This is a genomic window from Mesorhizobium sp. B2-4-7 (assembly GCF_006442685.1).
In the GTDB taxonomy this organism is placed as follows: Bacteria; Pseudomonadota; Alphaproteobacteria; order Rhizobiales; family Rhizobiaceae; genus Mesorhizobium.
Genome location: NZ_VFVH01000013.1, coordinates 1 through 24,261, shown reverse-complemented (window position 1 = coordinate 24,261; position 24,261 = coordinate 1). Strand labels below are relative to the sequence as shown.

At 64.8% G+C, this 24,261-nt stretch carries 19 protein-coding genes and 1 pseudogene; 12 read left to right on the top strand and 8 right to left on the bottom strand.

What is annotated here, in order from left to right:
- Positions 1 to 168: 168 nt before the first annotated feature.
- The gene (locus FJ946_RS27035; protein ID WP_140566726.1) at positions 169 to 1,038 is read right to left on the bottom strand and encodes a transglutaminase family protein; all 870 of its coding nucleotides are present in this window, start codon (positions 1,036 to 1,038) and stop codon (positions 169 to 171) included.
- Positions 1,039 to 1,219: 181 nt separating this feature from the next.
- Here FJ946_RS27035 and FJ946_RS27030 point away from each other — a divergent pair, with 181 nt between their 5' ends.
- The gene (locus tag FJ946_RS27030) at positions 1,220 to 1,894 is read left to right on the top strand and encodes an HAD-IA family hydrolase (protein WP_140566723.1); all 675 of its coding nucleotides are present in this window, start codon (positions 1,220 to 1,222) and stop codon (positions 1,892 to 1,894) included.
- 60 nt (positions 1,895 to 1,954) lie between these two features.
- On the opposite strand, the gene FJ946_RS27025 is transcribed toward FJ946_RS27030, so the two are convergent.
- Positions 1,955 to 2,173, bottom strand: a complete 219-nt coding sequence (locus FJ946_RS27025) for a DUF1674 domain-containing protein (RefSeq protein WP_140492901.1) — start codon at positions 2,171 to 2,173, stop codon at positions 1,955 to 1,957.
- 118 nt (positions 2,174 to 2,291) lie between these two features.
- Between FJ946_RS27025 and htpX the strand changes: the two genes are divergently transcribed.
- The 4 genes from htpX to purH all read left to right on the top strand — a co-directional run bounded on the left by htpX (position 2,292) and on the right by purH (position 8,365).
- Positions 2,292 to 3,305, top strand: coding sequence for a zinc metalloprotease HtpX (htpX, locus tag FJ946_RS27020; protein WP_140566721.1), 1,014 nt, complete (start codon positions 2,292 to 2,294; stop codon positions 3,303 to 3,305).
- Positions 3,302 to 4,684: an RsmB/NOP family class I SAM-dependent RNA methyltransferase gene (locus FJ946_RS27015; RefSeq protein ID WP_224518938.1), complete on the top strand. Its 1,383-nt coding sequence runs from the start codon at positions 3,302 to 3,304 to the stop codon at positions 4,682 to 4,684. The genes htpX and FJ946_RS27015 overlap by 4 nt, the downstream gene beginning before the upstream one ends.
- A 249-nt stretch (positions 4,685 to 4,933) precedes the next feature.
- Positions 4,934 to 6,658 carry a heparinase II/III family protein gene (locus FJ946_RS27010; protein ID WP_140566716.1) on the top strand — a complete coding sequence of 575 codons (1,725 nt, stop codon included), beginning with the start codon at positions 4,934 to 4,936 and terminating at the stop codon, positions 6,656 to 6,658.
- A gap of 90 nt (positions 6,659 to 6,748) precedes the next feature.
- Positions 6,749 to 8,365, top strand: a complete 1,617-nt coding sequence (gene purH / locus FJ946_RS27005; RefSeq protein ID WP_140566713.1) for a bifunctional phosphoribosylaminoimidazolecarboxamide formyltransferase/IMP cyclohydrolase — start codon at positions 6,749 to 6,751, stop codon at positions 8,363 to 8,365.
- A gap of 139 nt (positions 8,366 to 8,504) precedes the next feature.
- Here the strand turns inward: purH and FJ946_RS27000 are convergent, their stop codons facing one another.
- Both FJ946_RS27000 and FJ946_RS26995 read right to left on the bottom strand, forming a co-directional pair.
- Positions 8,505 to 9,881, bottom strand: a complete 1,377-nt coding sequence (locus FJ946_RS27000; protein WP_140566710.1) for an MFS transporter — start codon at positions 9,879 to 9,881, stop codon at positions 8,505 to 8,507.
- A 232-nt stretch (positions 9,882 to 10,113) separates the two neighbouring features.
- Positions 10,114 to 14,946: an NAD-glutamate dehydrogenase gene (locus tag FJ946_RS26995; RefSeq protein ID WP_140566708.1), complete on the bottom strand. Its 4,833-nt coding sequence runs from the start codon at positions 14,944 to 14,946 to the stop codon at positions 10,114 to 10,116.
- A 136-nt stretch (positions 14,947 to 15,082) separates the two neighbouring features.
- On the opposite strand from FJ946_RS26995, the gene FJ946_RS26990 reads away from it, so the two are divergent.
- Positions 15,083 to 15,646 carry a peroxidase-related enzyme gene (locus FJ946_RS26990; RefSeq protein ID WP_140518063.1) on the top strand — a complete coding sequence of 188 codons (564 nt, stop codon included), beginning with the start codon at positions 15,083 to 15,085 and terminating at the stop codon, positions 15,644 to 15,646.
- 126 nt (positions 15,647 to 15,772) lie between these two features.
- The gene (locus tag FJ946_RS26985; protein ID WP_140566705.1) at positions 15,773 to 16,096 is read left to right on the top strand and encodes a YciI family protein; all 324 of its coding nucleotides are present in this window, start codon (positions 15,773 to 15,775) and stop codon (positions 16,094 to 16,096) included.
- Positions 16,097 to 16,099: 3 nt separating this feature from the next.
- Here FJ946_RS26985 and FJ946_RS26980 read toward each other — a convergent pair whose 3' ends face one another.
- A complete protein-coding gene (locus FJ946_RS26980; protein ID WP_140493494.1) occupies positions 16,100 to 16,714 on the bottom strand; it encodes a LysE family translocator in 615 nt (204 codons plus the stop codon).
- 398 nt (positions 16,715 to 17,112) lie between these two features.
- On the opposite strand from FJ946_RS26980, the pseudogene FJ946_RS26975 reads away from it, so the two are divergent.
- Positions 17,113 to 17,738 (top strand): annotated as a pseudogene (locus FJ946_RS26975) (DUF1062 domain-containing protein).
- Between the two features lie 61 nt (positions 17,739 to 17,799).
- Here the strand turns inward: FJ946_RS26975 and typA are convergent.
- The gene (typA, locus tag FJ946_RS26970; protein WP_140566702.1) at positions 17,800 to 19,629 is read right to left on the bottom strand and encodes a translational GTPase TypA; all 1,830 of its coding nucleotides are present in this window, start codon (positions 19,627 to 19,629) and stop codon (positions 17,800 to 17,802) included.
- A 253-nt stretch (positions 19,630 to 19,882) separates the two neighbouring features.
- On the opposite strand from typA, the gene FJ946_RS26965 reads away from it, so the two are divergent.
- Complete coding sequence (locus FJ946_RS26965; RefSeq protein WP_246671789.1) at positions 19,883 to 20,110, top strand: hypothetical protein; 228 nt, start codon at positions 19,883 to 19,885, stop codon at positions 20,108 to 20,110.
- Positions 20,111 to 20,198: 88 nt separating this feature from the next.
- On the opposite strand, the gene FJ946_RS26960 is transcribed toward FJ946_RS26965, so the two are convergent.
- Positions 20,199 to 21,482 (bottom strand): MFS transporter, encoded by a 1,284-nt coding sequence (locus FJ946_RS26960; protein ID WP_181167600.1) that lies wholly within the window; start codon positions 21,480 to 21,482, stop codon positions 20,199 to 20,201.
- A 74-nt stretch (positions 21,483 to 21,556) separates the two neighbouring features.
- Here FJ946_RS26960 and FJ946_RS26955 point away from each other — a divergent pair, with 74 nt between their 5' ends.
- Together FJ946_RS26955 and FJ946_RS26950 are read left to right on the top strand one after the other, a co-directional pair.
- Positions 21,557 to 22,174, top strand: coding sequence for a TetR/AcrR family transcriptional regulator (locus tag FJ946_RS26955; protein WP_140566696.1), 618 nt, complete (start codon positions 21,557 to 21,559; stop codon positions 22,172 to 22,174).
- A 44-nt stretch (positions 22,175 to 22,218) separates the two neighbouring features.
- Positions 22,219 to 22,812: a hypothetical protein gene (locus FJ946_RS26950; protein ID WP_140554860.1), complete on the top strand. Its 594-nt coding sequence runs from the start codon at positions 22,219 to 22,221 to the stop codon at positions 22,810 to 22,812.
- A 115-nt stretch (positions 22,813 to 22,927) separates the two neighbouring features.
- Here the strand turns inward: FJ946_RS26950 and FJ946_RS26945 are convergent, their stop codons facing one another.
- Positions 22,928 to 23,095, bottom strand: coding sequence for a hypothetical protein (locus FJ946_RS26945; protein ID WP_140492852.1), 168 nt, complete (start codon positions 23,093 to 23,095; stop codon positions 22,928 to 22,930).
- Positions 23,096 to 23,405: 310 nt separating this feature from the next.
- Between FJ946_RS26945 and FJ946_RS26940 the strand changes: the two genes are divergently transcribed.
- Positions 23,406 to 24,261 (top strand): SMP-30/gluconolactonase/LRE family protein (locus FJ946_RS26940; protein WP_140732298.1); only part of this gene is annotated, 856 nt, incomplete at its 3' end.

The following is a 24,261-nucleotide window of genomic DNA, read 5'->3' as shown; positions in this document are numbered from 1 at the left end:
ATGGAAAGGTGAATGGCCGGTAAACGCCAATGCTGCGTTCGCGCGGCATTTACGAAGCGCTTACCAAGATCCTGCATGTCGCGGCACAGGGCGCGCGGCCGTGTCCCGCCGCGGCACAGCGGCACCTGTGCCAGAGCGAGGCAGTATGGGGATGCATGGAAACCCGGCTCAGGCCAGCATCTGCGCGGTGACCGTCCTGTCGATGGCGTGGTAGGGCGGGTTGAACAGATTGTTCTCCTGTTCGTAGGTCCATACCTTGAACAGGCTGAGCCGGTGCGGGCCGAAACTGTGCAGCAACGGCACGTCGGTGGCATCGCGTCCGCGCGCGATGACGATGCGGCCGATCCTCGGAACATTGTGGCGGGGGTCGAACGTGTACCACTTGCCGTCGAGAAACACTTCCATCCAGGCCGAGAAATCCATCGGCGCCGGATCGGCCGGCACGCCGATGTCGCCGAGATAGCCATTCACATAGCGTGCCGGAATGTTCATGCAGCGGCAGAGCGTGATCGCCAGATGGGCGAAGTCTCGGCAGACGCCGACCTGCTCCTCATGCGCCTGCGCCGCGGTGCGGGTCGAGCGGGCATAGCCATAGCCGAAGGACAGCCGGTTGTGGACGTAATCGACGATCGCCTGCACCCTCGCCCAGCCGGACGGCAAACGGCCGAAAAGCTCCCAGGCGAACTGGCTCAGGTGATCGGTCTCGCAATAGCGGCTGCCCAGCAGATAAAACAGCACCTCGTTGGGCAGCTCGGCCACCGGCACCTCGCGTGCCAGCGTGTTGACCTCGTCCGTCTCGCCGCTGTCCTCGACCACGGCATCGTAGAGGATGCGAAAAGTGCCGGCGGGTGCGGTAAAGCGGCGGCACGAATTGCCATGCAAATCGCTGTAGAGCCTGGTCGGAACCGCGGGCGACGTCAGCATGCGCGTCTGCCGCTTGATGTCGGCCTGCCTGTCCCTGTGGATCTCGAGCATTGAAATCACCGGCGTGGCTCCAGCGCATTCAATGGCCATTTCGTAGCCGAGCCGAATCAGCATCGCGTCCCCCTTCGATGGTCGTGGAAAAGCAGCGAAGTTGAAACGCCGGAGGCGGATCACGGTTCCCTGACTTGCGGAAAAGGGGACTGGCCGAAAAGGAGGCCGCGCGGCTTCCAATGCCGGCGCAGGGACGTTACCATCGGCGCTCCCTCGAAAGACCTCCCCGAAATCAAGGAAAATCATGTACGCAGGCAGAAAATTCGCCGCCTTCCTCTTCGATATGGACGGCACGCTCATCAATTCCATTGCCTCGGCCGAACGGGTGTGGAGCGACTGGGCGCGGCGGCAAGGGCTCGACGTCGCCGCCTTCCTGCCGACGATCCATGGCGTGCGGGCGATCGAGACGATCGCCGGTCTGGCGCTCCCGGGCGTCGATCCGGCGCATGAGGCCGACCTCTTGCTCAAGGCCGAAGCCGCCGATCTGGAGGGCATTGTTCAGATCGCCAGCGCCGCCGCGTTTCTCAACGCGCTCCCGCCGGGGCGCTGGGCGATCGTAACCTCGGCACCGCGCGAACTGGCGCTCTTGCGCATGAAGGCTGCCGGCATCCCCGTCCCGGCCGTGCTGATCGCGGCGGAAGATGTTTCACGCGGCAAGCCGGCGCCCGACTGCTTTCAGCTCGGCGCGACGCGGCTCGGCGTCGATGCGCGCGATTGCCTCGTGTTCGAGGATGCCCCGGCGGGCATCACGGCGGCCGAGGCGGCGGGCGCAGCGGTCATGGTCATAAACGCCACGCACCGACATCCCCTGGCGACGCGGCATGCCGCGATCGCTGGCTACGACGCCATCGGCGTCACCGTCGACGAGCGGGGCTGGATCGCGCTCCAGCCGCAGCGAGCGGCGGCAGCGGCCTTCTAGGCTCTGGCGACAATCAAACACCCGATTGCCAGCAAATTAGCTGTTTGCTGGGCCGGCATATTAGAAATCGCTGGTCAGGCCCTTGATCTCCCAGTCGCCGTAGCGGCCGGGCTCCTTGCCGCCGCGGCCGCCGACTTCCTTCGGCACCGCGGCTTCCTTGCGGCGGTAGTCCTCGCGCCGCGCCGCGGCCTCTTCAAGCGCGCGGCGAGCGGCGGGCGTCAGCGTCTTCAGCCGCGCTTCGTCATCCCTGGCAGGTGTTTTACTGGTCTCGTCGTTCATGCGATATTCCGGCGGATTGAAACAGGCCGATTGAAACGGGTACCGGCGTTTCCCATCATATAGCGATGAGCCCACGAGGATCGACCCCCTTACATCACGACCAGGACGGGAGCAGACGATGAACACACTTCGCACCGCCATGCTTCTTGCCGCGATGACCGCGCTGTTCATGGGCGTCGGCTTCCTGATCGGCGGCACGGGCGGCATGATGATCGCCTTCCTGATCGCCGCCGCCACCAATCTGTTCAGCTATTGGAACGCCGACAAGATGGTGCTGTCGATGAACCGCGCCGTCGAGGTCGACGAGAAGAACGCGCCCGAATATTACGCCATCGTGCAGGCACTGGCCGAGCAGGCAGGCCTGCCGATGCCCAGGACCTACCTGATCGACAATCCGCAGCCCAACGCCTTCGCCACCGGCCGCAACCCGCAGAACGCGGCTGTCGCCGCTTCCACCGGCCTTTTGCAACGGCTGACGCATGAGGAAGTGGCCGCGGTGATGGCGCACGAGCTCGCCCACGTCCAGCACCGCGACACCTTGACGATGACGATCGTCGCGACCTTCGCCGGCGCCATCTCGATGCTTGGCAATTTCGCCTTCTTCCTCGGAGGCAACCGCGACAACAACAGCCCGTTCGGTTTTGTCAGCGTGCTGGCGGCGATGATCGTGGCGCCCTTTGCCGCGATGATCGTGCAGATGGCGGTCAGCCGCACGCGCGAATACGAGGCCGACCGGCGCGGCGCCGAAATCTGTGGACACCCGCTATGGTTAGCCTCGGCGCTTGACAAGATCGCCCGCGGCGCCGAACGCATACCCAATCCCGATGCCGAGCGTAACCCGGCGATGGCTCATCTCTTCATCATCAACCCGCTGCACGGCGAGCGCATGGACAGCCTGTTCTCCACCCACCCGAGCACCGAGAACCGCATCGCCGCGCTGCAAGCGATGGCGCAGCGCATGGACGGTGGTGTATCGCGGTCCCCGCAGCGCCAGGCGCCAGTGCCGCCGCAGGCCGACGAGCCGCAATCGGCAGGACCGTGGGGCAAGCCGGCCGCGCCGGAACCGCCGGCAGAGCCCAAATCCAATCCATGGGGTCGCAATCCGACCGGGCCCAAGGGCCCGTGGTCGTGAGCGTGGCGGGCAGAGCACCTCGACGCACAGGTGGCCAGGAAGACAAAAAGGACGGCGAGTTCGTTGCCGGCCTTGCCGCCCGCAAGGCGGCGGCGCGCCTGCTGGCAGCTGTCATCGATGCGAGGACGCCGCTCGACGGCCTGACCGACCATGAAAACGGCCATCCGCAATACAAGGCGCTAGATCTGCGCGATCGCGGTCTTGTGCGCGCCATTCTGGTCACCGCGCTGCGCTATCGCATGACCATTGCCGGGCTGCTGGCGCGGCGTCTGGAAAAACCGCTGCCGGCCAATGCCACCGCGCTGTCGCATATTTTGCATGTGGCGGCCGCGCAGATCCTGTTCCTCGACATTCCAGACAGCGCCGCGGTCGACCTCGCCGTCACCCATGCCAAGTCCGATCCCCGCACATTGCGCTTTGCCGGCCTGGTCAACGGTGTGCTGCGCACGCTCGCGCGGATCAAGGAGGCTGAACTTCCAGAGGCCCTTGCTACCACCGACGAAGCGCCGAAATGGTTTTCCGACCGTTTGAAGGCCGCCTATGGCGTGGACGAGGCCAGACGGATACTCGCCGCCCACCGCCAGGAGGCCCCGGTCGATTTCTCGGTCAAGGCCGATCCGGAGCACTGGGCCGAAAGGCTCGGCGGCATTGCCCTGCCGACCGGCACGATTCGGGTGGAGAAGCTTGCCGGCCCGGTCGCCGAACTGCCTGGCTTCGCCGAAGGCGCATGGTGGGTCCAGGATGCCGCAGCCGGCCTGCCTGCCCGGTTGCTCGGTGATGTCGGCGGGCTTCGCGTCGCCGATCTCTGCGCCGCGCCCGGCGGCAAGACCGCCCAATTGATCGTGGCCGGCGCACGCGTCACCGCGATCGACACCTCGAAGAACCGGCTGGCGCGGTTGGCGCAGAATCTCGAACGCCTCCGCCTGTCGGCGGATATCGTACAGGCCGATCTCCTCCAGTACGAGCCGGACGAGCTGTTCGACGCCGTCCTCCTCGACGCGCCCTGCTCCTCGACCGGCACGGTGCGGCGGCATCCCGACGTGCCATGGACCAAGACTGTGGCTGATGTCGAGAAGCTCGCCGATCTCCAGCGCCGGCTGCTCGCGCGCGCCGTCACCCTGGTTAAGCCGGGCGGAAGGATCGTCTTTTCGAACTGTTCGCTCGACCCACTCGAAGGCGAGGAGCTTTATCGTGGCTTCCTCGCCGCGACGCCTGGCGTCGTTGCCGACCCGTTTCGCGCCGGCGAGATCATCGGCATCGATCCCTTCCTGACGCAGGAAGGCACGCTGCGCACCACACCTGTCGACCTCGATCTCGGCTCGCCGCAACGTTCCGGTCTCGACGGCTTTTTCGCCGCGCGCATGCGTCGCGCCAGCTAAGGCAAGTCCACGAAAGCTGCGTGATGATTCTCCGTCCGGAATTGCGTGGAACAAGGATCTGGAGCGGAGTATGGATGCCCATCGGGCGCTGAACCGCTCCGGGGTTTAAGCATAGGAAGTTGCTGACTTTTTTGGGGAGCCTCCGCGGCCAAGCCAGGCGGAGCGTCACCGCTCGCGGGAATTCGCCTTCGCATGAATCGTTGAATCAGATAAGCTTGCCCTTGGGATAGAGGACGATCAGGAGGGGTTTTGGCACTTGCTGCCGGCAACACGACGCGTCTGTGGGCGCTTGTCGCGAAGGAGTTTTGGCGCAAAACGCGCCGGCGCCTGCGTGCCGGACCGGTTTATCGCTGGCGCTATTCCGGCCGCACGCCCGAACGGGTGCTGATCGCGCCGCCGGACCTGCGGCTGGCCGACCCGCAGATCGCGCTTGAGATCTACTATGGCCGCTATCCCTTGTCGGGACATATGGTCGAGACCGGCGGCAAGTCGCCCTTCCAGATCAGCGTTCCCGATTACGGCTGGCAGAAGACGCTGCATGGCTTTCGCTGGCTGCGTCACATGCGCGCCGCCGGCACCGAGCTTGCCGCCGCCAATGCGCGTGCGCTGGTGTCCGACTGGATCGCCACGCATGGAAACAACATTTCCGGCATTGCCTGGGAGCCCGGCACGGCTGCCAAGCGCATCATCGCCTGGCTGCAGCATTCCTCGATCGTGCTGCAAGGCGCTGAATTCCCGTTCTACCGCGCCTTCCTGAAATCGCTGGCCGTCCAGATCCGCTACCTCAGGTCGATGGCGCGCGAAATGCCTGACGGCAAGGACAGGCTGCGCGCCCGCATCGCCCTCGCCTTCGCCGCCCTGTCGCTGCCGGCGCCCGCATCGGCGCTGCGCGGCGCCACCCGCAACCTCGCCGAGGAACTCGACCGCCAGATCCTTCCCGATGGCGGCCACATCTCGCGCAACCCGATGGCGGTGCTGGAAATCCTCGCCGATCTTTTGCCGCTGCGGCAGACCTACGCCAACCAGGCGGAAGCGCCGCCACAGGCACTGATCGGCGCCATCGACAGGATGCTGCCGGCGCTGCGCTTCTTCCGCCACCAGGACGGCAGCCTCGCCCGCTTCAACGGCATGGGCGCCACCATCCATGACCGCATCGCCAGCATCCTGCGCCACGACGACACCGCCGGCTCGCCGCTGCTGCATGCACCGCATTCGGGCTATGAGCGGCTGTCCATGGGTGGCGTCACCGTCATCGCCGACACCGGCCCGCCGCCGCCCGTCCACGTCTCCAATGCCGCCCATGCCAGCTGCCTTGCGTTCGAGCTGTCGTCGGGCCGCCAGCATTACATCGTCAATGCCGGCATCGACACCTATGGCGCTGCCGAATTCCGGCCCCTGGCCCGCGCCACCGCCGCGCATTCGACCGCCACCATCAACGACACCTCGTCGGCGCGGTTCAGCCATTCGCTGCGCATCAACGATCTTCTGGGGTCGCCTTTGATCGGCGGCCCGCAGCATGTGCAGTGCAAGCGTATCGACCAGAAGGGCGTTCAAGGCTTCATCGCCCGCCATGACGGCTATATCCAGCGCTTCGGTTTCCTGCACGAGCGCGAGCTGAAACTGTCCTCGAACGGCAATGTGCTGACCGGCAGGGACCGCTTCCAGCGTCCTGGAGGTGCGGCGATCCGCAACAATGGCCGCGATTTCATCACCGTGCGCTTCCACGTCCATCCCGACATCAACCTTTTGCAGGACGAGCATGACCGCCTGGTGCTGACCGCCGAGCAGGCCGACAGCTGGGTGTTCACCTGCACCGAGATGGTGCCGGAGGTCGAGGAATCGATCTACTTCGCCGGTCTCGGCGGCCCGCGCCGAAGCCGGCAGATCGTGCTTGCCTTCAAGCCGTCCGACATCGCCGAAGTCCACTGGCAGCTCACCCGCACCTCTATCGCCGGCTATTCCGAAAACAACTGACCGCGCCTGCGCTGACCGAGCTTGCGCCTTGATTTCCTGATCTCATATGATACGGCGCGGGCCTGCCCCTCCAGCCGTGAAAGCACGCCCATGGCCGTCGCCGCCAAGAACATTCCCGCTCCCGACCTCGTTCCCGTGCGTCGCGCGCTGCTCTCCGTCTTCGACAAGACCGGCCTCATCGATCTCGCCAGGGCGCTCGCCGCTTCCGGCGTCGAGCTGGTGTCGACCGGCGGCACGGCAAAAGCGATCGCCGATGCGGGCCTGGCGGTCCGCGACGTCTCCGAGCTCACCGGCTTTCCCGAGATCATGGATGGCCGCGTCAAGACCCTGCACCCGTCGGTGCATGGCGCCCTGCTCGGCGTTCGCGATGATCCCGATCACGCCGCGGCGATGCACAAATATGGCATCGAGCCGATCGACCTGGTCGTCTGCAATCTCTATCCGTTCGAGGAAGTCCGCCGCTCCGGCGCCGACTACGCGGCGATCGTCGAGAACATCGACATTGGCGGCCCGGCGATGATCCGCGCCTCGGCCAAGAACCACGCCTATGTCGCCATCGTCACCGATCCCGGCGACTATGCCTCCGTGCTCAATGCGCTGGAGATGAATATCGGCTCGCTTTCGCTGGATTTCCGCAAGAAGCTCGCGGCCAAGGCTTTTGCCCGCACCGCCAGCTACGACGCGGTAATCTCGGGCTGGTTCGCCGAGGCGCTGGAGATCGAGCACCCGACCTGGCGCGCCTTCGGCGGCAGGCTGGAGACCGTGATGCGCTATGGCGAGAACCCGCACCAGGGCGCCGGCTTCTATGTCAATGGCGACAAGCGGCCGGGCGTGGCCACCGCGCGCCAGCTCCAGGGCAAGCAGCTTTCCTACAACAACATCAACGATACCGACGCCGCCTTCGAGCTGGCCGGCGAGTTCGACCCGGCGCGCTCGGCCGCCGTCGCCATCATCAAGCATGCCAACCCGTGCGGCGTCGCCGAGGGTTCGACGCTGAAGGCGGCCTACGCCAGGGCGCTGGCCTGCGACCCGGTCTCGGCCTATGGCGGCATTGTCGCTGTCAATCGCATCCTTGACGCCGAGGCGGCCGAAGAGATCGTGAAGACCTTCACCGAGGTCATTATCGCGCCCGGCGCCACCGACGAGGCGGCAGCGATCGTGGCCGCGAAGAAGAACCTGCGCCTGCTGGTCGCGGGCGGCCTGCCGGATCCGCGCGCGATCGGCACAACCGTCAAATCCGTCGCCGGCGGCCTGCTGGTGCAGGGCAGGGACAACGCCGTCGTCGACGACCTCGAACTGAAGGTGGTGACGAAACGGGCGCCGACGCCGGCCGAACTGGCCGACCTGAAATTCGCCTTCCGCGTCGCCAAGCACGTCAAATCGAACGCCATCGTCTACGCAAGGGACAGCGCCACGGTAGGCATCGGCGCCGGGCAGATGAGCCGCGTCGATTCCTCGCGCATCGCTGCCCGCAAGGCACTCGACGCTGCGGAAGCGGCGGGCTGGGCCGAGCCGCTGACCAAGGGCTCTGTCGTCGCCTCCGACGCCTTCTTCCCCTTCGCCGACGGCCTGCTGTCGGCCATCGAGGCTGGCGCCACGGCGGTGATCCAGCCCGGCGGCTCGATGCGCGACGACGATGTGGTTGCCGCCGCCGACGAGCATGGCATCGCCATGGTGTTCACGGGCGTGAGACACTTCAGACATTGAGCGCCTCACCCTCCCCCTTGTGGGGAGGGTCGGCGAGCGATGTTTGCGAAGCAAAGCTCGTGAGACGGGGTGGGGGCAGCGCCGTCCCCCACCCCGCTCCGCTTCGCGGATCGACCCTCCCCACAAGGGGGAGGGTAAATCACTCCGCCGCCCGGTCCGCCGGATACGGCGTCCTGATCAGGATCGCCATGCCTATGGCCAGGAACAGGATGATAACCGCCATGCCGAGCCGCGCCGAATCGCTCACCGCCGTGATGGTCGCCACCAGGAACGGCGCCAGGAAACTGGTCGCGCGCCCGGCCAGCGCATAGATGCCGAAATAGCGGCCGGATTCCGACGCCGTAACGCTGCGCGCCATATAGGACCGCGATGACGCCTGCACCGGCCCGAAGGCGAACCCGATCAGCAATCCATAGAGGATGTAGGCCTTTTCCGCGGCGGTGCCGAACAGGCCCCCGGAATCGGTGGTCGAGAGCTGGATAAGCCCGAGCAGCGTGAAGCCGGGGCCGGTCGAGACGACGCCGATGGTGGCGACCGAAAGCATGACCAGCGCGATCATCACCACCGCCTTGGAGCCGAGCGCGGTGTCGAGCCGCGCAGCGATCCAGCAGCCGAAGATGGCGACGACGTTGAGGATGATGCCGAACATGCCGATCTCGGTGATCGACCACTGGAACATGCCGGCCGCGAAGGTGCCGCCGAGCGCCAGCAGCGCATTGACGCCGTCCTGATAGATCATGCGGGCGACGAGGAAGCGGAAGATGCCGCCGCGCCTGCGCACCTCGACCAAGGTCGACTTCAGCTCCGACAGGCCTTCGCGCACCGCAGGCTTGATCGGGATGCCTTTGATGGCATCGGGAGTGAAGAGGAACATCGGCAGGATGAACAGGAAATACCAGCCGGCCGACAGCGGCCCGGTGGCGCGGGCATCCTCGCCGAGCTTCGGGTCCAGCCCGAACAGCGGGTCGAGGCCGATGATGGTCTTGCCGGTCCCCTGCGATCCGGCCAGGAACAGCACGACGAAGATCAACGCGATCATACCGCCGAGATAGCCAAGCCCCCAGGCCATGTTGGAGATGCGGCCGATCTCGCTCTTCGGCACCAGGCGCGGCATCATGGAATCGTTGAAGACGGTGGAGAATTCAGCCGCCACCGAGGCCAGCGAGAACAATGCCACGATCAGGAACAGGTTCGAGCCGGGCGCGGCGAGCCACAGCAGCGCCAGGCTGGCGATCTTGATCGCGGCGAAGAAGGCGATCCACGGCTTGCGCGGCCCGGTCTGGTCGGCGATCGAACCGAGGATCGGCGACAGCACGGCGATGACCAGTCCGGCCGCGGCGATGCCGTAGCCCCAGACGGCCTGGCCGGTGGTCGGATCGCTGGCCATGCGCGAAACGAAATAGGGGCCGAAGATGAAGGTGGTGACGACCGTGAAGAAGGGCTGCGCCGCCCAGTCGAACAACATCCACCCCCAGATGCCGCGCCCGGACGCCCGCTGCACTGCTACTTCGGCCATGTCCCCTCCGGTCGCCTTCGTTTCGTTGGGCGGTTCACCCATGTCTGCATGTTTTCCGCTGGTCATGCAAACGAACACGCGCCGCGCCGCCGTTCTTTGGCCTACCCGCCTTCATTCAGATTAACGGAGCAAGGGCGCCAACCCTATGCCCCTTGTGCGACGGTCGGACCGAAGGTCCGGGTGAGGGCCGGCGCCGCCTCCCCGCCTAGGCGAGGGTAAGTCAGGCGATGGCTCACATCCCCGTCAGATCGCTCATCAGGCCCGATGCCACCGACAGCCGCGACACGGTGATGTCGCCGCCCTCGGTCAGCGCCTGCAGCCGTTCGCGGGTGCGGCCGATCCTCTCCCCGCCGGCCTCCAGCCACGCCGCCACCGGGTCGGCTGCCCCGGCGTGGTTCACGAGTGCCGCCACCGCGATGCCGCGCCGCGCGGTCCCGATCGTGTCGGTGGCGCGCGACAGGGCGAGCTGGTCGTAATAGTCCGCCGGTGTGATGGAGCGGGCCGCCTCCTCGACGCGCGGAATACGGAAGGCGTCGCTGACCGCGAAGAAGGCCTTCGCCGCGGCGACGATGTCGGCGCCTGCCGTTCGCGCCGTCAGCGCGATGTCGGGGATCAGCTCCGCCACATCGGCCAGCGCCAGTTGCGCTGCCAGCCTGTCCGGCGCCCCGGCCTTGAACAGTCCATGCCGCTTCTCGTCGATCCGTTCGCGCGAATAATCGGGGAGCAGCGAAACGAGTTTCGGCTCCAGCGCCTTGCGGGCCTCCTGCAATTCGGCGATGCGCTGGGCAAGCGGCGCCGTGCCGGCGTCGTTCTTCAAGTACCAGCCGCTGGTCACGTAGATCAGCCGGCTGACCGCCTGGTAGAGATCGAGCTGCATCTGGCCGTCGATCTGATTGTCGAGCGCGTCGATCTCGCGGTAAAGCGCCGGCAAGGCAAAGCCGTCGCGCACCACGGCGAAGGTGCGCACCACGTCGGCGGCGGTGCGCCCCGTCGCTTCCCGCAACCGGTTGACGAAGGAGGGACCGCCGCGGTTGACCAGCTCATTGGCGACGACGCGGGCGATGATCTCGCGGCGCAGGCGATGGCCGTGGATCTCGGCGGCATATTTCTTCGCCATCCGGTCGGGGAAATAACCCATCAGGTCGCGGTCGAAATGCGGCTCGTCAGGCACGTCGCTTGCGACGATGTCGGAAAACAGCACGATCTTGGCATAGGCGAGCAGCACGCCGAGCTCGGCCCTGGTCAGCGGCTCGCCGCGCGCCTCGCGCTCGGCAAGGGCCGTCGGCGAAGGCAACGTCTCGACCGTGCGGTCGAGCAGGCCGCGCGCTTCCAGCGCCGACATGAAGCGGGCCTGGTGGGCGATGTCGGCGAGGCCGCGCTTGCGGGCGATGGAGAGCGCCAGCGTCTGCTGGTAGTTGTTGGACAGGACCAGCTCGCCGACCTCGCCGGTCATCTCGGCGAGAAGCTTGTCGCGCGCAGGCCGGGTCAACGACCCTTTGCGCATGGCGGACGCCAGCGCGATCTTGATATTGACCTCGACGTCGGAACAGTTGACCCCGCCCGAATTGTCGATGGCGTCGGAATTGCAACGCCCGCCATTCATGCCGAATTCGATGCGCGCGCGCTGCGTCACCCCGAGATTGGCGCCCTCGCCGATCACCTTGGCGCGCACGTCGAGCGCGGTGATGCGGACGGCGTCGTTGGCGCGATCACCGACCTCGGCGTTGGTCTCGGTCGAGGCCCGCAAATACGTGCCGATGCCGCCGAACCACAAGAGGTCGACGGGCGCCTTGAGGATGGCGCTCATGATCTCGACCGGCGTGGCGGTCGTCTTGTTGAGGCCGATCGCAGCAGCAGCGGCGGCCGGCAAGGTGATCGATTTCTGGCCGCGCGAGACGATGACGCCGCCCTCGGAGAGCTTGCTCTTGTCGTAGTCCTGCCAGCTCGAACGGGGAAGAGCGAACATGCGCTGGCGCTCGGCCATCGATGCCGCCATGTCGGGATCGGGATCGATGAAGATGTCGCGGTGGTCGAAGGCTGCGATCAGCCTTGTCTTCGGTGACAACAGCATGCCGTTGCCGAACACGTCGCCCGACATGTCGCCCACCCCGACGACGGAGAAGGGCGTGGTCTGGATGTCGCGGTTCATCTCGCGGAAATGCCGCTTGACCGCCTCCCACGCGCCCTTGGCGGTGATGCCCATCTTCTTATGGTCGTACCCGGCCGAACCGCCGCTGGCGAAGGCATCGTCAAGCCAGAAGCCATGGCTTTCACTGATGGCGTTGGCGGTGTCCGAGAAAGTTGCCGTGCCCTTGTCGGCGGCAACGACGAAATAGGGATCGTCCTGGTCGCGCCTGACAACGCCGGCCGGCGGGATGACGCCGTCGAGGCCGATATTGTCGGTGATCGACAAAAGGCTGGAAACGAAGTTCTTGTAGGCCGATGTGCCGGCTTCGAAGATGGCGTCGCGGCCGGCGCTCATCGGCAGCTTCTTCGGATAGAACCCGCCCTTGGCGCCGACCGGCACGATGACCGCGTTCTTGACCTGCTGTGCCTTGACCAGGCCGAGCACCTCGGTGCGGTAATCCTGGGCGCGGTCCGACCAGCGCAGGCCGCCGCGCGCCACCGGACCGAAGCGCAGATGCACGCCCTCGACCTCAGAGCCGTAGACGAAGATTTCCCGCCACGGTCGCGGCTCGGGCAATCCGTCGACCGAACGCGAATCGAGTTTGATCGCCAGCGACTGGCCCTTGGCTTTCGTATCGGCAACGAAATGATTGGTGCGCAGCGAGGCTTCGATGAGATTGAGGTAGCGGCGGATGATGGCGTCGTCATCGATGTTGGGAACGTCTTCCAGTGCGTCCCTGATCTTGGCCTTGAGATGCTTTGCCGCCACCACGCCTTCCGTCTCGGCCGTCGGCCCGAGCCGGGCGATGAACAGCGCGTGCAGGCCGCGTGCGATCTCGGGATAGCGGTTGAGGGCCGCGGCGATGAAATCCTGGCTCTGCGGGATTCCGGCCTGCTGCAAATAGCGACCATAGGCGCGCAGGATGGTGATTTCGCCCGACCACAGGCCTGCGGTCTGGGCAAGGCCGTTGTAGCCGTCATTGTCGACGTCGCCGCGCCACACCGACAGGAATGCGTCCTCGAACAGCGCGCCGCCATTGCTGAGGTCGATCGGCTTTCCGTAGCTGTTCTCCAGCTCCATGTCGTGGATGAACACGGTGCCGGGCTGATCACTATCGATCATGCCGGGCTGGCCGCTATTCCCGGCCTTGTCGTCACCGACCTCGAAGGTGCGCTCGCTGATGACGCGGAAACCGATGTTTTCCAGCACCGGCACGCGCCGCGACAGCGCCACCGGGCTGCCATGGTGATAGATTTTCAGCGCCGCCTGATGCGGCTTCTGCTCGGCATGGCGATAGTAATCGATGGCGATCGGATTGCTGGCGCTGATCTTGGCGATACGCCCGGCATCGACCAGCGCCACACCGGCGCTGAAGGAGTCCCGGTAGCTTTCCGGAAATCGTGCCGCGATCCTCTTCAGCGCCGGGTCGCTGCCGCTGGTTTCCGCCGCCTCGGAAAGGGCATCCTCCCAGGTGCGCACGATGTCGCGGATCGCCGCCTCGATCGTCGCCTGTTCGACCTTCGGCGTCTTGCCGCCGGAGCGGCCGATGATGAAATGCACACGCGCCAGCCCGCCTTCCGGGAAGGCCGGGTAGTAGGCCGACAGCCGGCCTTCGAACACCGTCTTGAGGTAGGTGCCGACCTTCTCGCGCACGACGCTGTCGTAACGGTCGCGCGGCACGAAGACGAGAATGGAGACGAAGCGGTCGAACTGGTCGGCGCGCACCAGTGCCCGCACGCGCGGCCTCTCGACGAGGCCCAGAATGGCCGCGGCATGCTTCCTCAGGATGGGCACCGGCACCTGGAACAGCTCGTCGCGCGGATAGCTCTCCAGCACGTTGATCAGCGCCTTGCCGGAATGGTCGTGCCGGTCGAAACCGGATTTGGCGATGACGGTTTCGGCCTTCGACCTGAGATAGGGGATCTTCATCACCGAGCGCGTGTAGGCGGTCGACGTGAACAGGCCGACAATGCGCAGTTCGCCCGCCAGCGCGCCCTTGGCGGTGTAGGTCTTGATGCCGATATAATCGAGATAGATGCGCCGGTGCACGGAAGACTTGGCATTGGCCTTGGTGACGATCAGCGGCTCCGGCCCATGCAGGAAGGCTCGAATCTCCGGCGTTGTCGTCACCGCTTCGGTGCCGCGCCGCAGCACCAGCACGTCCAGGTCGGACAATATGCCCAGGCCAGGCTTGTCGGCACGCTCCAGCGTGCCGCTTTCCTCGCCGCCGACATATGTGAATTCGCGCATGCCGAGGAAAGTGAAATTGTCGTCGCGCAGCCACTCCAGGAAGGCGATCGCCTCGGCCACGCTCTTCTTGTCCAGCGGCACCGCCGAATAGCGGAACTCCGAGATCGCCTGGTCGAGGCGGGCCAGCATCGGCTTCCAGTCGCTGACGGCTGAATGGACCTGGCCGAGGATCTTGCGCAGCCGCTCTGCCAAGCCGTTCGCCTGCTCCGGGGTCAGCCGGGGAATATGGACATGGATGACGCTCAGCCGGTCGTGGCTGCCGTCGTCCCTGGCGAAATTGCCGTCGCCGAGAATTTCCTCGACGCCGTCCTTGCCATGGCGGACGGTGATGACGGGATGGGTGACCAGGGTCGGCTCGCCGGCACTCTCGGTGATCTCGCCGAGTATGGAATCGAACAGGAAAGGCATATTGTCGTTGACGACGGTGACGATCGTGACGGGTCGGCCCTCGCGAACGACGCCGGAATCGGTGTCGACGGCGACGGCGCACGCGCCCTTCTTGTGACCGGCGACCGCGCGGCCGGCGAGATCCGCGGCGCGTTCGAGGTCGGCCACCTCATAGGCGGCAATGTCTTCCGCCGGCGCGCGGGCGAGCAGGTAGTCGGCAAGCCTGGCCGGCCTTTCCTGCGTCTTCGGCATCGCCGTGGCTTTCTTCTTCGACCTGCTCGCCGATTTCACGCTGGCCATGACGCTTCTTTCCTCCCGTCGTATGCTTTTGCGGACATCTGTAGCAGATGACCGCTATTTGGCGACAAAGGTTTGACGGCGTGCCAAGAATTATCGCAATTCGGCGGCAGCCGGCGACAAACGAGGAGGAATGCCCATGACCGACAAGATCACCGCGCTCGATCTCGCCGCCGCTGAGCTGAGCGATGCGACCAGGACCTATTTCGCCAAATGCGAGGAGAAGCTCGGCCTGGTCCCCAACGTGTTGCGCGCCTATGCCTTCGACGACAAGAAGCTGCGTGCCTTCACCGACATGTACAACGATCTGATGCTGGGCGATTCAGGCCTGTCGAAGCTGGAGCGCGAGATGATCGCGGTCGCTGTCTCCTCCATCAACCATTGCTACTACTGCCTGACGGCGCATGGCGCCGCCGTGCGGCAGCTGTCGGGCGACCCTTCGCTCGGCGAGATGATGGTAATGAATTTCCGCGCCGCCGATCTTTCATCGAAGCAGGTCGCGATGCTGGAATTCGCGGTCAAGCTGACAGAGGAGCCGGCCAAGATCGTCGAAGCCGACCGCGCGGCCCTGCGTATGGCCGGCTTCACCGACCGCGACATCTGGGACATCGCCTCCACGGCCGCCTTCTTCAACATGTCGAACCGGGTGGCGGCGGCAATCGATATGCGCCCGAACCCCGAGTACCACGCCATGGCAAGGTGACGAGCAGGCTACCTGCTCATATATTAGCCACCTCTCATTCTCATTGCTTGTTTGCCGGTTTGGTCCGATGATCGCCGGGCGGCATGACCGCATGCCGGTTCGATGCCGCCAACAAGGGAGGAGAACATGGCGAAATTTCTCTATGTCTATCACGGCTCCGGCAAGATGCCGACCGAGGAGGCCGAACGCAAAGCCGCGATGGATGCCTGGAACGGCTGGTACGGCAAGCTCGGCTCGGCCGTGGTCGACGGCGGCAATCCGGTCGGCATGTCGAAGACGGTGCTGCCCGACGGCAAGGTCGAGAACAATGGCGGCAGCAACCCGACCGCCGGCTACACGATCGTGGAAGCCAGTGACATCGACGATGCCGTCGCCAAGGCCAGGGATTGCCCGATCCTGATGAACCCGGCCTTCAGCGTCGAGATCGCGCCGATCGTCGAAATGATGTGACGGTCACGAGCGCGCCGCGATCGCCGCGGCTGCACCGGCCATGGTGGTGGCGCTGACGCGGTTGGCAATTCTCATGGCGCGCTTGCTCTTCAGGAGCTTGCGCGCCTGGGCGGCGGCAAGCACCCAGGCAAGGTCGATGATAACAAGCACCACCGCCATGGTCGCCGTCAGCTCGATCCAGCCAACCACCGTCACCGAAGCAAGGTCGATGATGGTCGGCAGCAAGGCCAGGTAGAACATCATGATCTTGGGGTTGCCGAGCGTCACGGCCATGCCGGCGAAGAACAGTTTGCCGGGCGAGTCCTCGCGCGGCATCTCGCCTTCTTTCGCTTCGACAGGCGCGGTCCACATCTGCCAGGCGAGGTAAGCGAGATAGGCGACGCCGACCCATTTGACGATGACGAAAGCGAAATGGAAAGTCTGCGCCACCACCGCCAGCCCGAACACCGCCAGCGACAGCCAGATGCCCTCGCCGATCCACATGGCGAGCAGGAACGGGAACACGTCGCGAAATCCCTTGGCGATGACGCGGGCGACGAGTGCCGCGATCGAAGGACCCGGCGAACCGGCGGCCACGAAGAGCGCGGCGGCGAAGATCAGGAGCGAGGTGAGGTGCATGGCGAGGATCTCGGCTTGAAAACCTTCAATGCCAGACATTAGCAATGCCAGACATTAGCGCAAGCGATCGAGCTTCGGTAGCATCAACATGCTTGCCGGCCCGGCATCTCGCGGCTAGATAGATCGCCGCGAAACAATTTCGAGCTTCAGTTTGCCTACGTAACCGCCGGTCTCGTCAACTCCCCCGACACAATGCATGGCGCCGCCACAACGGTGCCTTTTCCATTTCATGTGTTCCTCTGGGCGGCGGTTCGAGACCGGTTTGGCACTGCTGAACCGCTGTCGCATGCGCCGCGACGCCTGATCCCAAGAACCGCAGCCTACCGCCACGCCGCGCCCGCCTGGGCATCTCGACATTGCCGACCTGATGAACTTCCCGACGGGAAGGGCATATCGGCATGTCTTCTATTCTGCGCATCCGCTGGACGGTCGCGCCTCAAACCGCACCACGTCCCCTGATCACCTGCAATCGCTGCGGCGGCATCAAAGCCTATCGCAGCAACGGAAAGTTCCGCGTCAACGCCTACGGCAAGCGCATTGACGTCTGGCTGATCTATCGTTGTATCAACTGCGACAATTCCTGGAATTTCGGCATTTTTGAGCGCCGCAACCGCCGCGACATCGAGCCGGCGCTGCTGCGGGCGCTGGAGAGCAACGATGCAGCACTTGCCCGGCGCCATGCATTCGATGTGACCGCACTGCGCGGCCAGGTGGGCGTGTCGAGGAGTTTCCCGACGTCGACGTGCACAAGACGGCGCTTGGCGGGACAAGCGAAGCTGCAAGCGTGCTGGAGCTCCGGCTCGGGCTCGAAATGCCGATATCGCTGCGGCTCGATCGTTTGCTCGCCAACGAACTCGGCATCTCACGGTCGCGACTTCAAGCCCTGGAGGAGAAAGGCCTGTTGGTTGTCTATTGCGACGGGGCCAAGGCTTTGCGCAAGCCGGCACGCGACGGGACGACGGTCCGCGTCGATCTGGCCGGCGAACCCGGCCGGCAGGCCATCATATCTGCCGCCAGGGGATGAACGGCAGAGGGGCGAAGCACCTGGTGCTCCGCCCCTCCCGGATACGATCAGAAAGCAGAAATTACGCGGCGCCGACGGCCTTGGACGATTTCTCGAAGCGCTTGCGCTCGTTGGGATCCAGATAAAGCTTGCGCAGGCGGATGGTCTTCGGTGTCACCTCGACCAGCTCGTCGTCCTGGATCCAGGCCAGCGCGCGCTCCAACGTCATGCGGATCGGCGGTGTCAGCTTGACCGCCTCGTCCTTGCCGGCGGCGCGGATGTTGGTCAGCTTCTTGCCCTTCAGCACGTTCACTTCCAGGTCGTTGTCGCGGGAGTGGATGCCGATGATCATGCCCTGATAGACCTTGACGCCCGGATCGATGACCATCGGGCCACGATCCTCCAGGTTCCACATGGCGTAGGCGACGGACTCACCCTGCTCGTTGGAGATCAGCACGCCGTTGGTGCGGCCGGGCAGTTCGCCCTTATAGGGCTCATAGGCATGGAACAGCCGGTTCATCACGGCGGTGCCGCGCGTGTCGGTCAAGAGTTCCGACTGGTAGCCGATCAGGCCGCGCGTCGGCGCGTGGAAGACGAGGCGCTGGCGGTTGCCGCCGGAGGGGCGCAATTCGACCATCTCGGCCTTGCGCTCGGACATTTTCTGCACGACGACGCCGGCATGCTCCTCGTCGACGTCGATGACGACTTCCTCGACCGGCTCCAGCAATTCGCCGTTCTCGCCCTTCTGCATGACCACGCGCGGCCGCGACACGGCGATTTCAAAGCCCTCGCGGCGCATGGTCTCGATCAGCACGGCAAGCTGCAATTCGCCACGGCCCGACACGAAGAAGGAATCCTTGTCAGGCGATTCCTCGATCTTGAGCGCGACATTGCCCTCGGCTTCGCGCAGCAGGCGGTCGCGGATGACGCGGCTGGTCACCTTGTCGCCTTCCGTGCCGGCCAGCGGCGAATCGTTGACGAGGAAAGACATGGTCACGGTCGGCGGATCGATCGGCTGCGCGTGCAGCGGCTCGCTCACGCTCAGGTCGCAGAACGTGTCGGCGACGGTGCCTTTGGACAGGCCGGCAATGGCGACGATGTCGCCCGCCTGCGCTTCCTCGATCGGCTGGCGCTCGAGGCCGCGGAAGGCCAGTATCTTGGAGATGCGGCCGGTTTCGATCTGGGTGCCGTCATGATGCAGCACCTTGACCGCCTGGTTGGCCTTCAGCGTTCCGCTCTCGATGCGGCCGGTGATGATACGGCCGAGGAACGGATTGGCTTCCAGGATAGTGCCGATCATGCGGAACGGGCCGGGATGGACGGTCGGCGCGGGCACATGCTTGAGGACGAGGTCGAACAGCGGCGACAGGCCCTGGTCCTTGGGACCTTCCGGATTTTCCGAGACCCAGCCGTCGCGCCCCGAACCATAAAGGATCGGGAAGTCGAGCTGCTCGTCGGTGGCGTCGATCGCGGCAAACAGGTCGAACACCTCGTTGACCACCTCGACATGGCGGGCGTCCGGCCGGTCGATCTTGTTGATGACAACGATGGGCTTCAAGCCGACCTTGAGCGCCTTGCCGACGACGAACTTGGTCTGCGGCATCGGGCCTTCGGCGGCGTCGACCAGCACGATCGCCGAATCCACCATCGACAGGATGCGCTCGACCTCACCGCCGAAATCGGCGTGGCCGGGGGTGTCGACGATGTTGACGCGGGTGCCCTTCCAGTCGACCGAGGTCGCCTTGGCCAGGATGGTGATGCCGCGTTCCTTTTCGAGGTCGTTGGAATCCATGGCGCGTTCGGCGACGCGCTGATTGTCGCGGAAGGCGCCGGATTGTTTCAGAAGCTGGTCGACAAGGGTGGTCTTTCCATGGTCGACGTGCGCGATGATCGCGATATTGCGGAGGTTCATGATCTGGTCTCGGGAGCGTTGCAGGCAGCAGGCCAAAAGGCGCCGCCTCTTTCGTGTTGCGCGGCTCATACAGGGTTTTTCGCATTTGCGAAAGAGGAAGCGCGCCACCAAATAATCATCAAATCTTAAGCATCGCCATGTGAAATGGTTTTGTTAACCAAGGCGGGAACCTTTTGCGGGCCCGGGCAGTTCGAACACCATGACCAATGCAGTCGTCAAATTTCGGCCGATTCTCGCAACTGCGGCCCTCGCCGTGCTGCTGGCCGCCGGCGCCGCTCAATCCGCGGCGACGCTCAAGGAAGCGCGGCCCGCTCTGCCGAACGATGTCCCGAGCGCCGAACAGGTCTTTGCGGATGCGCCCGATGGCGTCGATCCGGTGGTGACGGGGCCGGTCAGCGCGGCGTTCAAGCAAAGGCAGCAAAGCGCCAATTGCGATAGCGCGGTTTGGCCCAACGTCCCGTTGGTCTGCTATCCCGACTGATCGGCTGCGCGCCGTCGGCGAACTGCCGATCTCCCCTTTATCGAAAAGATCGCCAATCTGACCGACGGCACACTCGTTCGAAGGCGCACTATGCCGCTTGCGGCTCCGGGTCGAACGCCGGCCGGCTGGTGTTGATCAGGAGCGAGATACAGGCGGCGGCAATCGCGGTCATGCCGGCGATCAGGAAGGCCAGTTCGTAATTGCCCTGCAGTTCGCGCATGGTGCCGCCGAAGAAAGCGGCGGTTGCCGCGCCCACCTGATGGCCCGCGACGATCCAGCCGAACACGATCGGGCCGCTGCGATCGCCGAAGGCTTCGTTGGCAAGCCGCAGCGTCGGCGGCACGGTGGCGATCCAGTCGAGACCGTAAAGCACGGCGAAGATGATCAGGCTGGTCGCCGAAAAGCCGGAATAGGGCAGATAGATCAGCGACAAGCCGCGGATAGCATAGTAGACGCCGAGCAGCTTTCGCGGATCGAAACGGTCGGTGAGCCAGCCCGACAGCGTGGTGCCGATCAGGTCGAAAATGCCCATCATCGACAACAGGCCAGCCGCCTGCACCTCGTTGATGCCCATGTCGCCGCAAAATGCGATGAGATGCGTGCCGACCAGCCCGTTGGTGGTGAAACCGCAGACGAAGAAGGTGGCGAACAGGTACCAGAAGACGCGCGTGCCGGCGGCGCGACGCAGCGTGGTCAGCGTGTGGGTCAGGAAATTGCCTTGTGCCGCCGGCGGTACCGGCGGCACGTCGTCGGCTTCCGCGCCATAGCGCACCATGCCGATCGATGCCGGGCGTTCCGGCACCAGCAGCAGCACCAGCGGCACCAGACAGGCCGTTGCGACGGAGATGGCGGTGACGACCGGCTTCCAGCCGCCTGACTGCGCCAGCGAGGCCAGCAGCGGCAGGAAGACCAGCAGACCGGTGGCGCTGGAGGCCGACATCAAGCCCATGACGAGACCGCGGTTGGTCTTGAACCAGCGGTTGACGATGGTGGCGCCGAGCACGGTGGCGACCGCGCCGGAGCCGACGCCGGAAAACACGCCCCAGGTGATCAGCAGATGCCATGGCTTGGTCATCAGCAGGCTGAGCGCGGTGGAGGCCGACATCACGACAAGCGCGGCAAGCAGCGTGCACCGCAGCCCGATCCGCTCCATCAGCGCGGCGGCAAACGGTCCGGTCAGGCCGTAGAGGAAGATGCCGACCGCGGCAGCCAGCGACACCACGTCGCGCCGCCAGCCGAAACTTTCCTCCAGCGGCAGCATCATGACGGCTGGCGCGGAGCGCAGGCCGGCCGCGATCAGCAGGCAGAGAAAGATGACGGCGACCACGACGAAAGCGTAGTGCTGGCCAAATGGACGGGATTGAGCTAGCATGTTACTGACCGGTACGTTGCAGGATGGAAACATGTATACGTACCGATCGGTAACAGTGTCAACCGAGACCGCGAATGCCACCAGACAATAAAATTGAACCGTCCATCAGCAGCGCTCACGCGTCGGGTCCGCCAAAGGCGGCGGAAAAGATACTCGGCGTGGCGCGCGACCTGTTCTACCGGCGAGGCATCAGGGCGATCGGCGTCGACGAGATCGTCCGGCGCGCCGGGGTCACCAAGCCCAGCCTCTATCGCAGCTTTCCCTCCAAGGACGAATTGGCCGCCTCTTATCTGCGCCGATACGACCTCGAATTCTGGGAACGCTTCGACGAGGCGGTGAACGCCCATCCCGGCGATCCGCGCGCGCAAATCCGAGCCTTCCTGACCCGCGTCGGCAAGCGCACGCAGAAGCCTGACTATCGCGGCTGCGGCATGACCAATGCGGCCGTAGAATATCCCGAGCGCGGCCATCCGGCGCGCGTGGTGAGCGAGGACAACAAGCAGGAACTGCGCCGCCGCCTGCGCGCCATGGCCGCCGCAATGAATGCCGCCGACGCCGACACGCTGGGCGACGGTCTGCTGCTTCTGATCGAAGGCGCCTATATCAGCGGCCAGTTGTTCGGCGCCGGCGGCCCGGCGGCGTCGGTAGCCGTAAACGCCGATCTGCTGATCGAGGCGAGCTTGAAGAAATAGCATTTGGCGATAGGCTGCTGCGACCTCCAACGGAGATGTCCGCGATGCGCAGCCTGGTTCTTCCGCTCGTTCTCGCCAGCGTCTGCCAGGCAGCGCATGCCGGCGAGATATCGAGCGCCTACACCGATCTCGACTGGAAGAACGACTGCGTCACCTATGCGCAAGCCGGGGACGGCGATGGCGACTGGGCCGACCTCGCCTGTTCGGGCTATCGTGGATACCCGGTGCTGATCGCCTATGACGATGCGCGCGAATCGCTGTTTTATGGTTTCCCGCCCGGCGGCGACATGACATCGGTGTGGGAAAGTTTCTCCGGCTTCAATTCCTCAGGCGCCAGGATCGAGTGGCGCATCGAGACCGACGGCGACAAGGCGGTGCCGTTCGCGGTCATTCACCGCCGCTCGATCAGCAATCCGGAAGACGAGAAGAAACCCACCGACGTGCTGCTCGTCTCCAAGGTCGCGCAAATGGATGCGCGCGACGGCTGCACGGTCGCACTGGTGCTGGCTACAGGAAATCCTGCCGCCAACGATCAGGCGCGCAAGCTTGCCGACGAGAAAGCACGGTCCTTCGCCTGCGGCAAGGACCGGCGCACCGTCATCGGCGAGGTGCCGGCTTTCGGGCGCGTCGACAATTGAAGGACAAGCGTTCGCTGCTCGCCGACGCGTCAAATGCTTCTGTTTTCACGCGCCCTCGTCATTACCGTTGAGGAACAGCAATGTCTCGGAGCGCGCGGATCTGCTTGTTGTGGGCTTAGCCGTAGATCTGCTTGTGGACCTGATAAAGCATTTCCGAGCGGTCGGCGCGCATGTCGGCCAGATCGCGGCTGGAGAAGCTGTCGATTTCAGCGACGAGGCGGTTGTAGTTCTTGCGCTTGGCGATGCTGCTGCGGGCGCGGGTCAAGAGGCTGTCGAGGATCATAGCGAGTTTCCTTCTGGGCCGCATTTTGGCGGCCGGTTTCTTCCTCCCTTGATCGATACGGAGCATGACATAGGAATGGCGCATCGCAAAAAGAAGATGTTGCAATGCACCATTGCGCTGTGTGCATAGCCGGTTAATGGCGCCTGAACGCCACCCCCGGCGCCGGCGCATTGCCCTTCCCATGATGGGAATGCCTGTTCCTGTCGTTTTGTCTTACAAATTGCGGAAATGTCATCGCCGCCGACCTTGCCATATCGATCTCCTGCTGGCTTGATCGCCGCCGGATTGCCAACGTTACCGGGAGGAAAGAATGGCCGCCGCCGACTATGAAATTCTCGATCCGCGTTTTTCGCGGCTGTTCAACGGCAATGCGCAAGTGGACAAGCTCTTCACCGGCTGCCGATGGGCGGAAGGGCCGGCCTGGTTCGCCGCCGGCCGCTATGTCGTCTGGTCCGACATCCCGAACAACCGCATGATGCGTTACGACGAGACCGACGGCAGCGTCAGCGTGTTTCGGCAGCCATGCGGCAATTCCAACGGCAACACCGTCGACCGGCAAGGCCGGCTGGTGACCTGCGAGCATTCGGGGCGCCGCGTCAGCCGCACCGAGTTCGACGGTTCGGTCACCACCATTGCCGCCAAATGGAAGGGCAAGCGGCTGAATTCGCCCAATGACGTGGTGGTCAAGTCGGACGGCTCGATCTGGTTCACCGATCCAACCTACGGCATCGACACCGATTACGAGGGCGACAGGGCCGAGAGCGAGATCGGCGCCTGCCATGTCTACCGGGTCGATCCCGGTACCGGCGATGTCGAGGCTGTCATCACCGACATGGTCAGGCCGAACGGGCTGGCTTTCTCGCTCGACGAGAGCAAGCTCTATGTCGTCGACACCGGCCGCACGCATGGCGCGCAGAACCCGGCGCATATGCGGGTATTCAATGTCGGCGAGGGCGGCAAGAAGGTCTCGGGTGAAAAAGTCTTCGCCGACTGCACCGCAGGCCTGTTCGACGGCTTCAGGCTCGACGATGCCGGGCGCATCTGGACCAGCGCCGCCGATGGCATCCATTGCTACGATCCGGACGGAACGCTGATCGGCAAGGTCAAGGTGCCCGAGGTGACGGCCAATTGCGTGTTCGGCGGCGCCAAGCTGAACTGTCTCTACA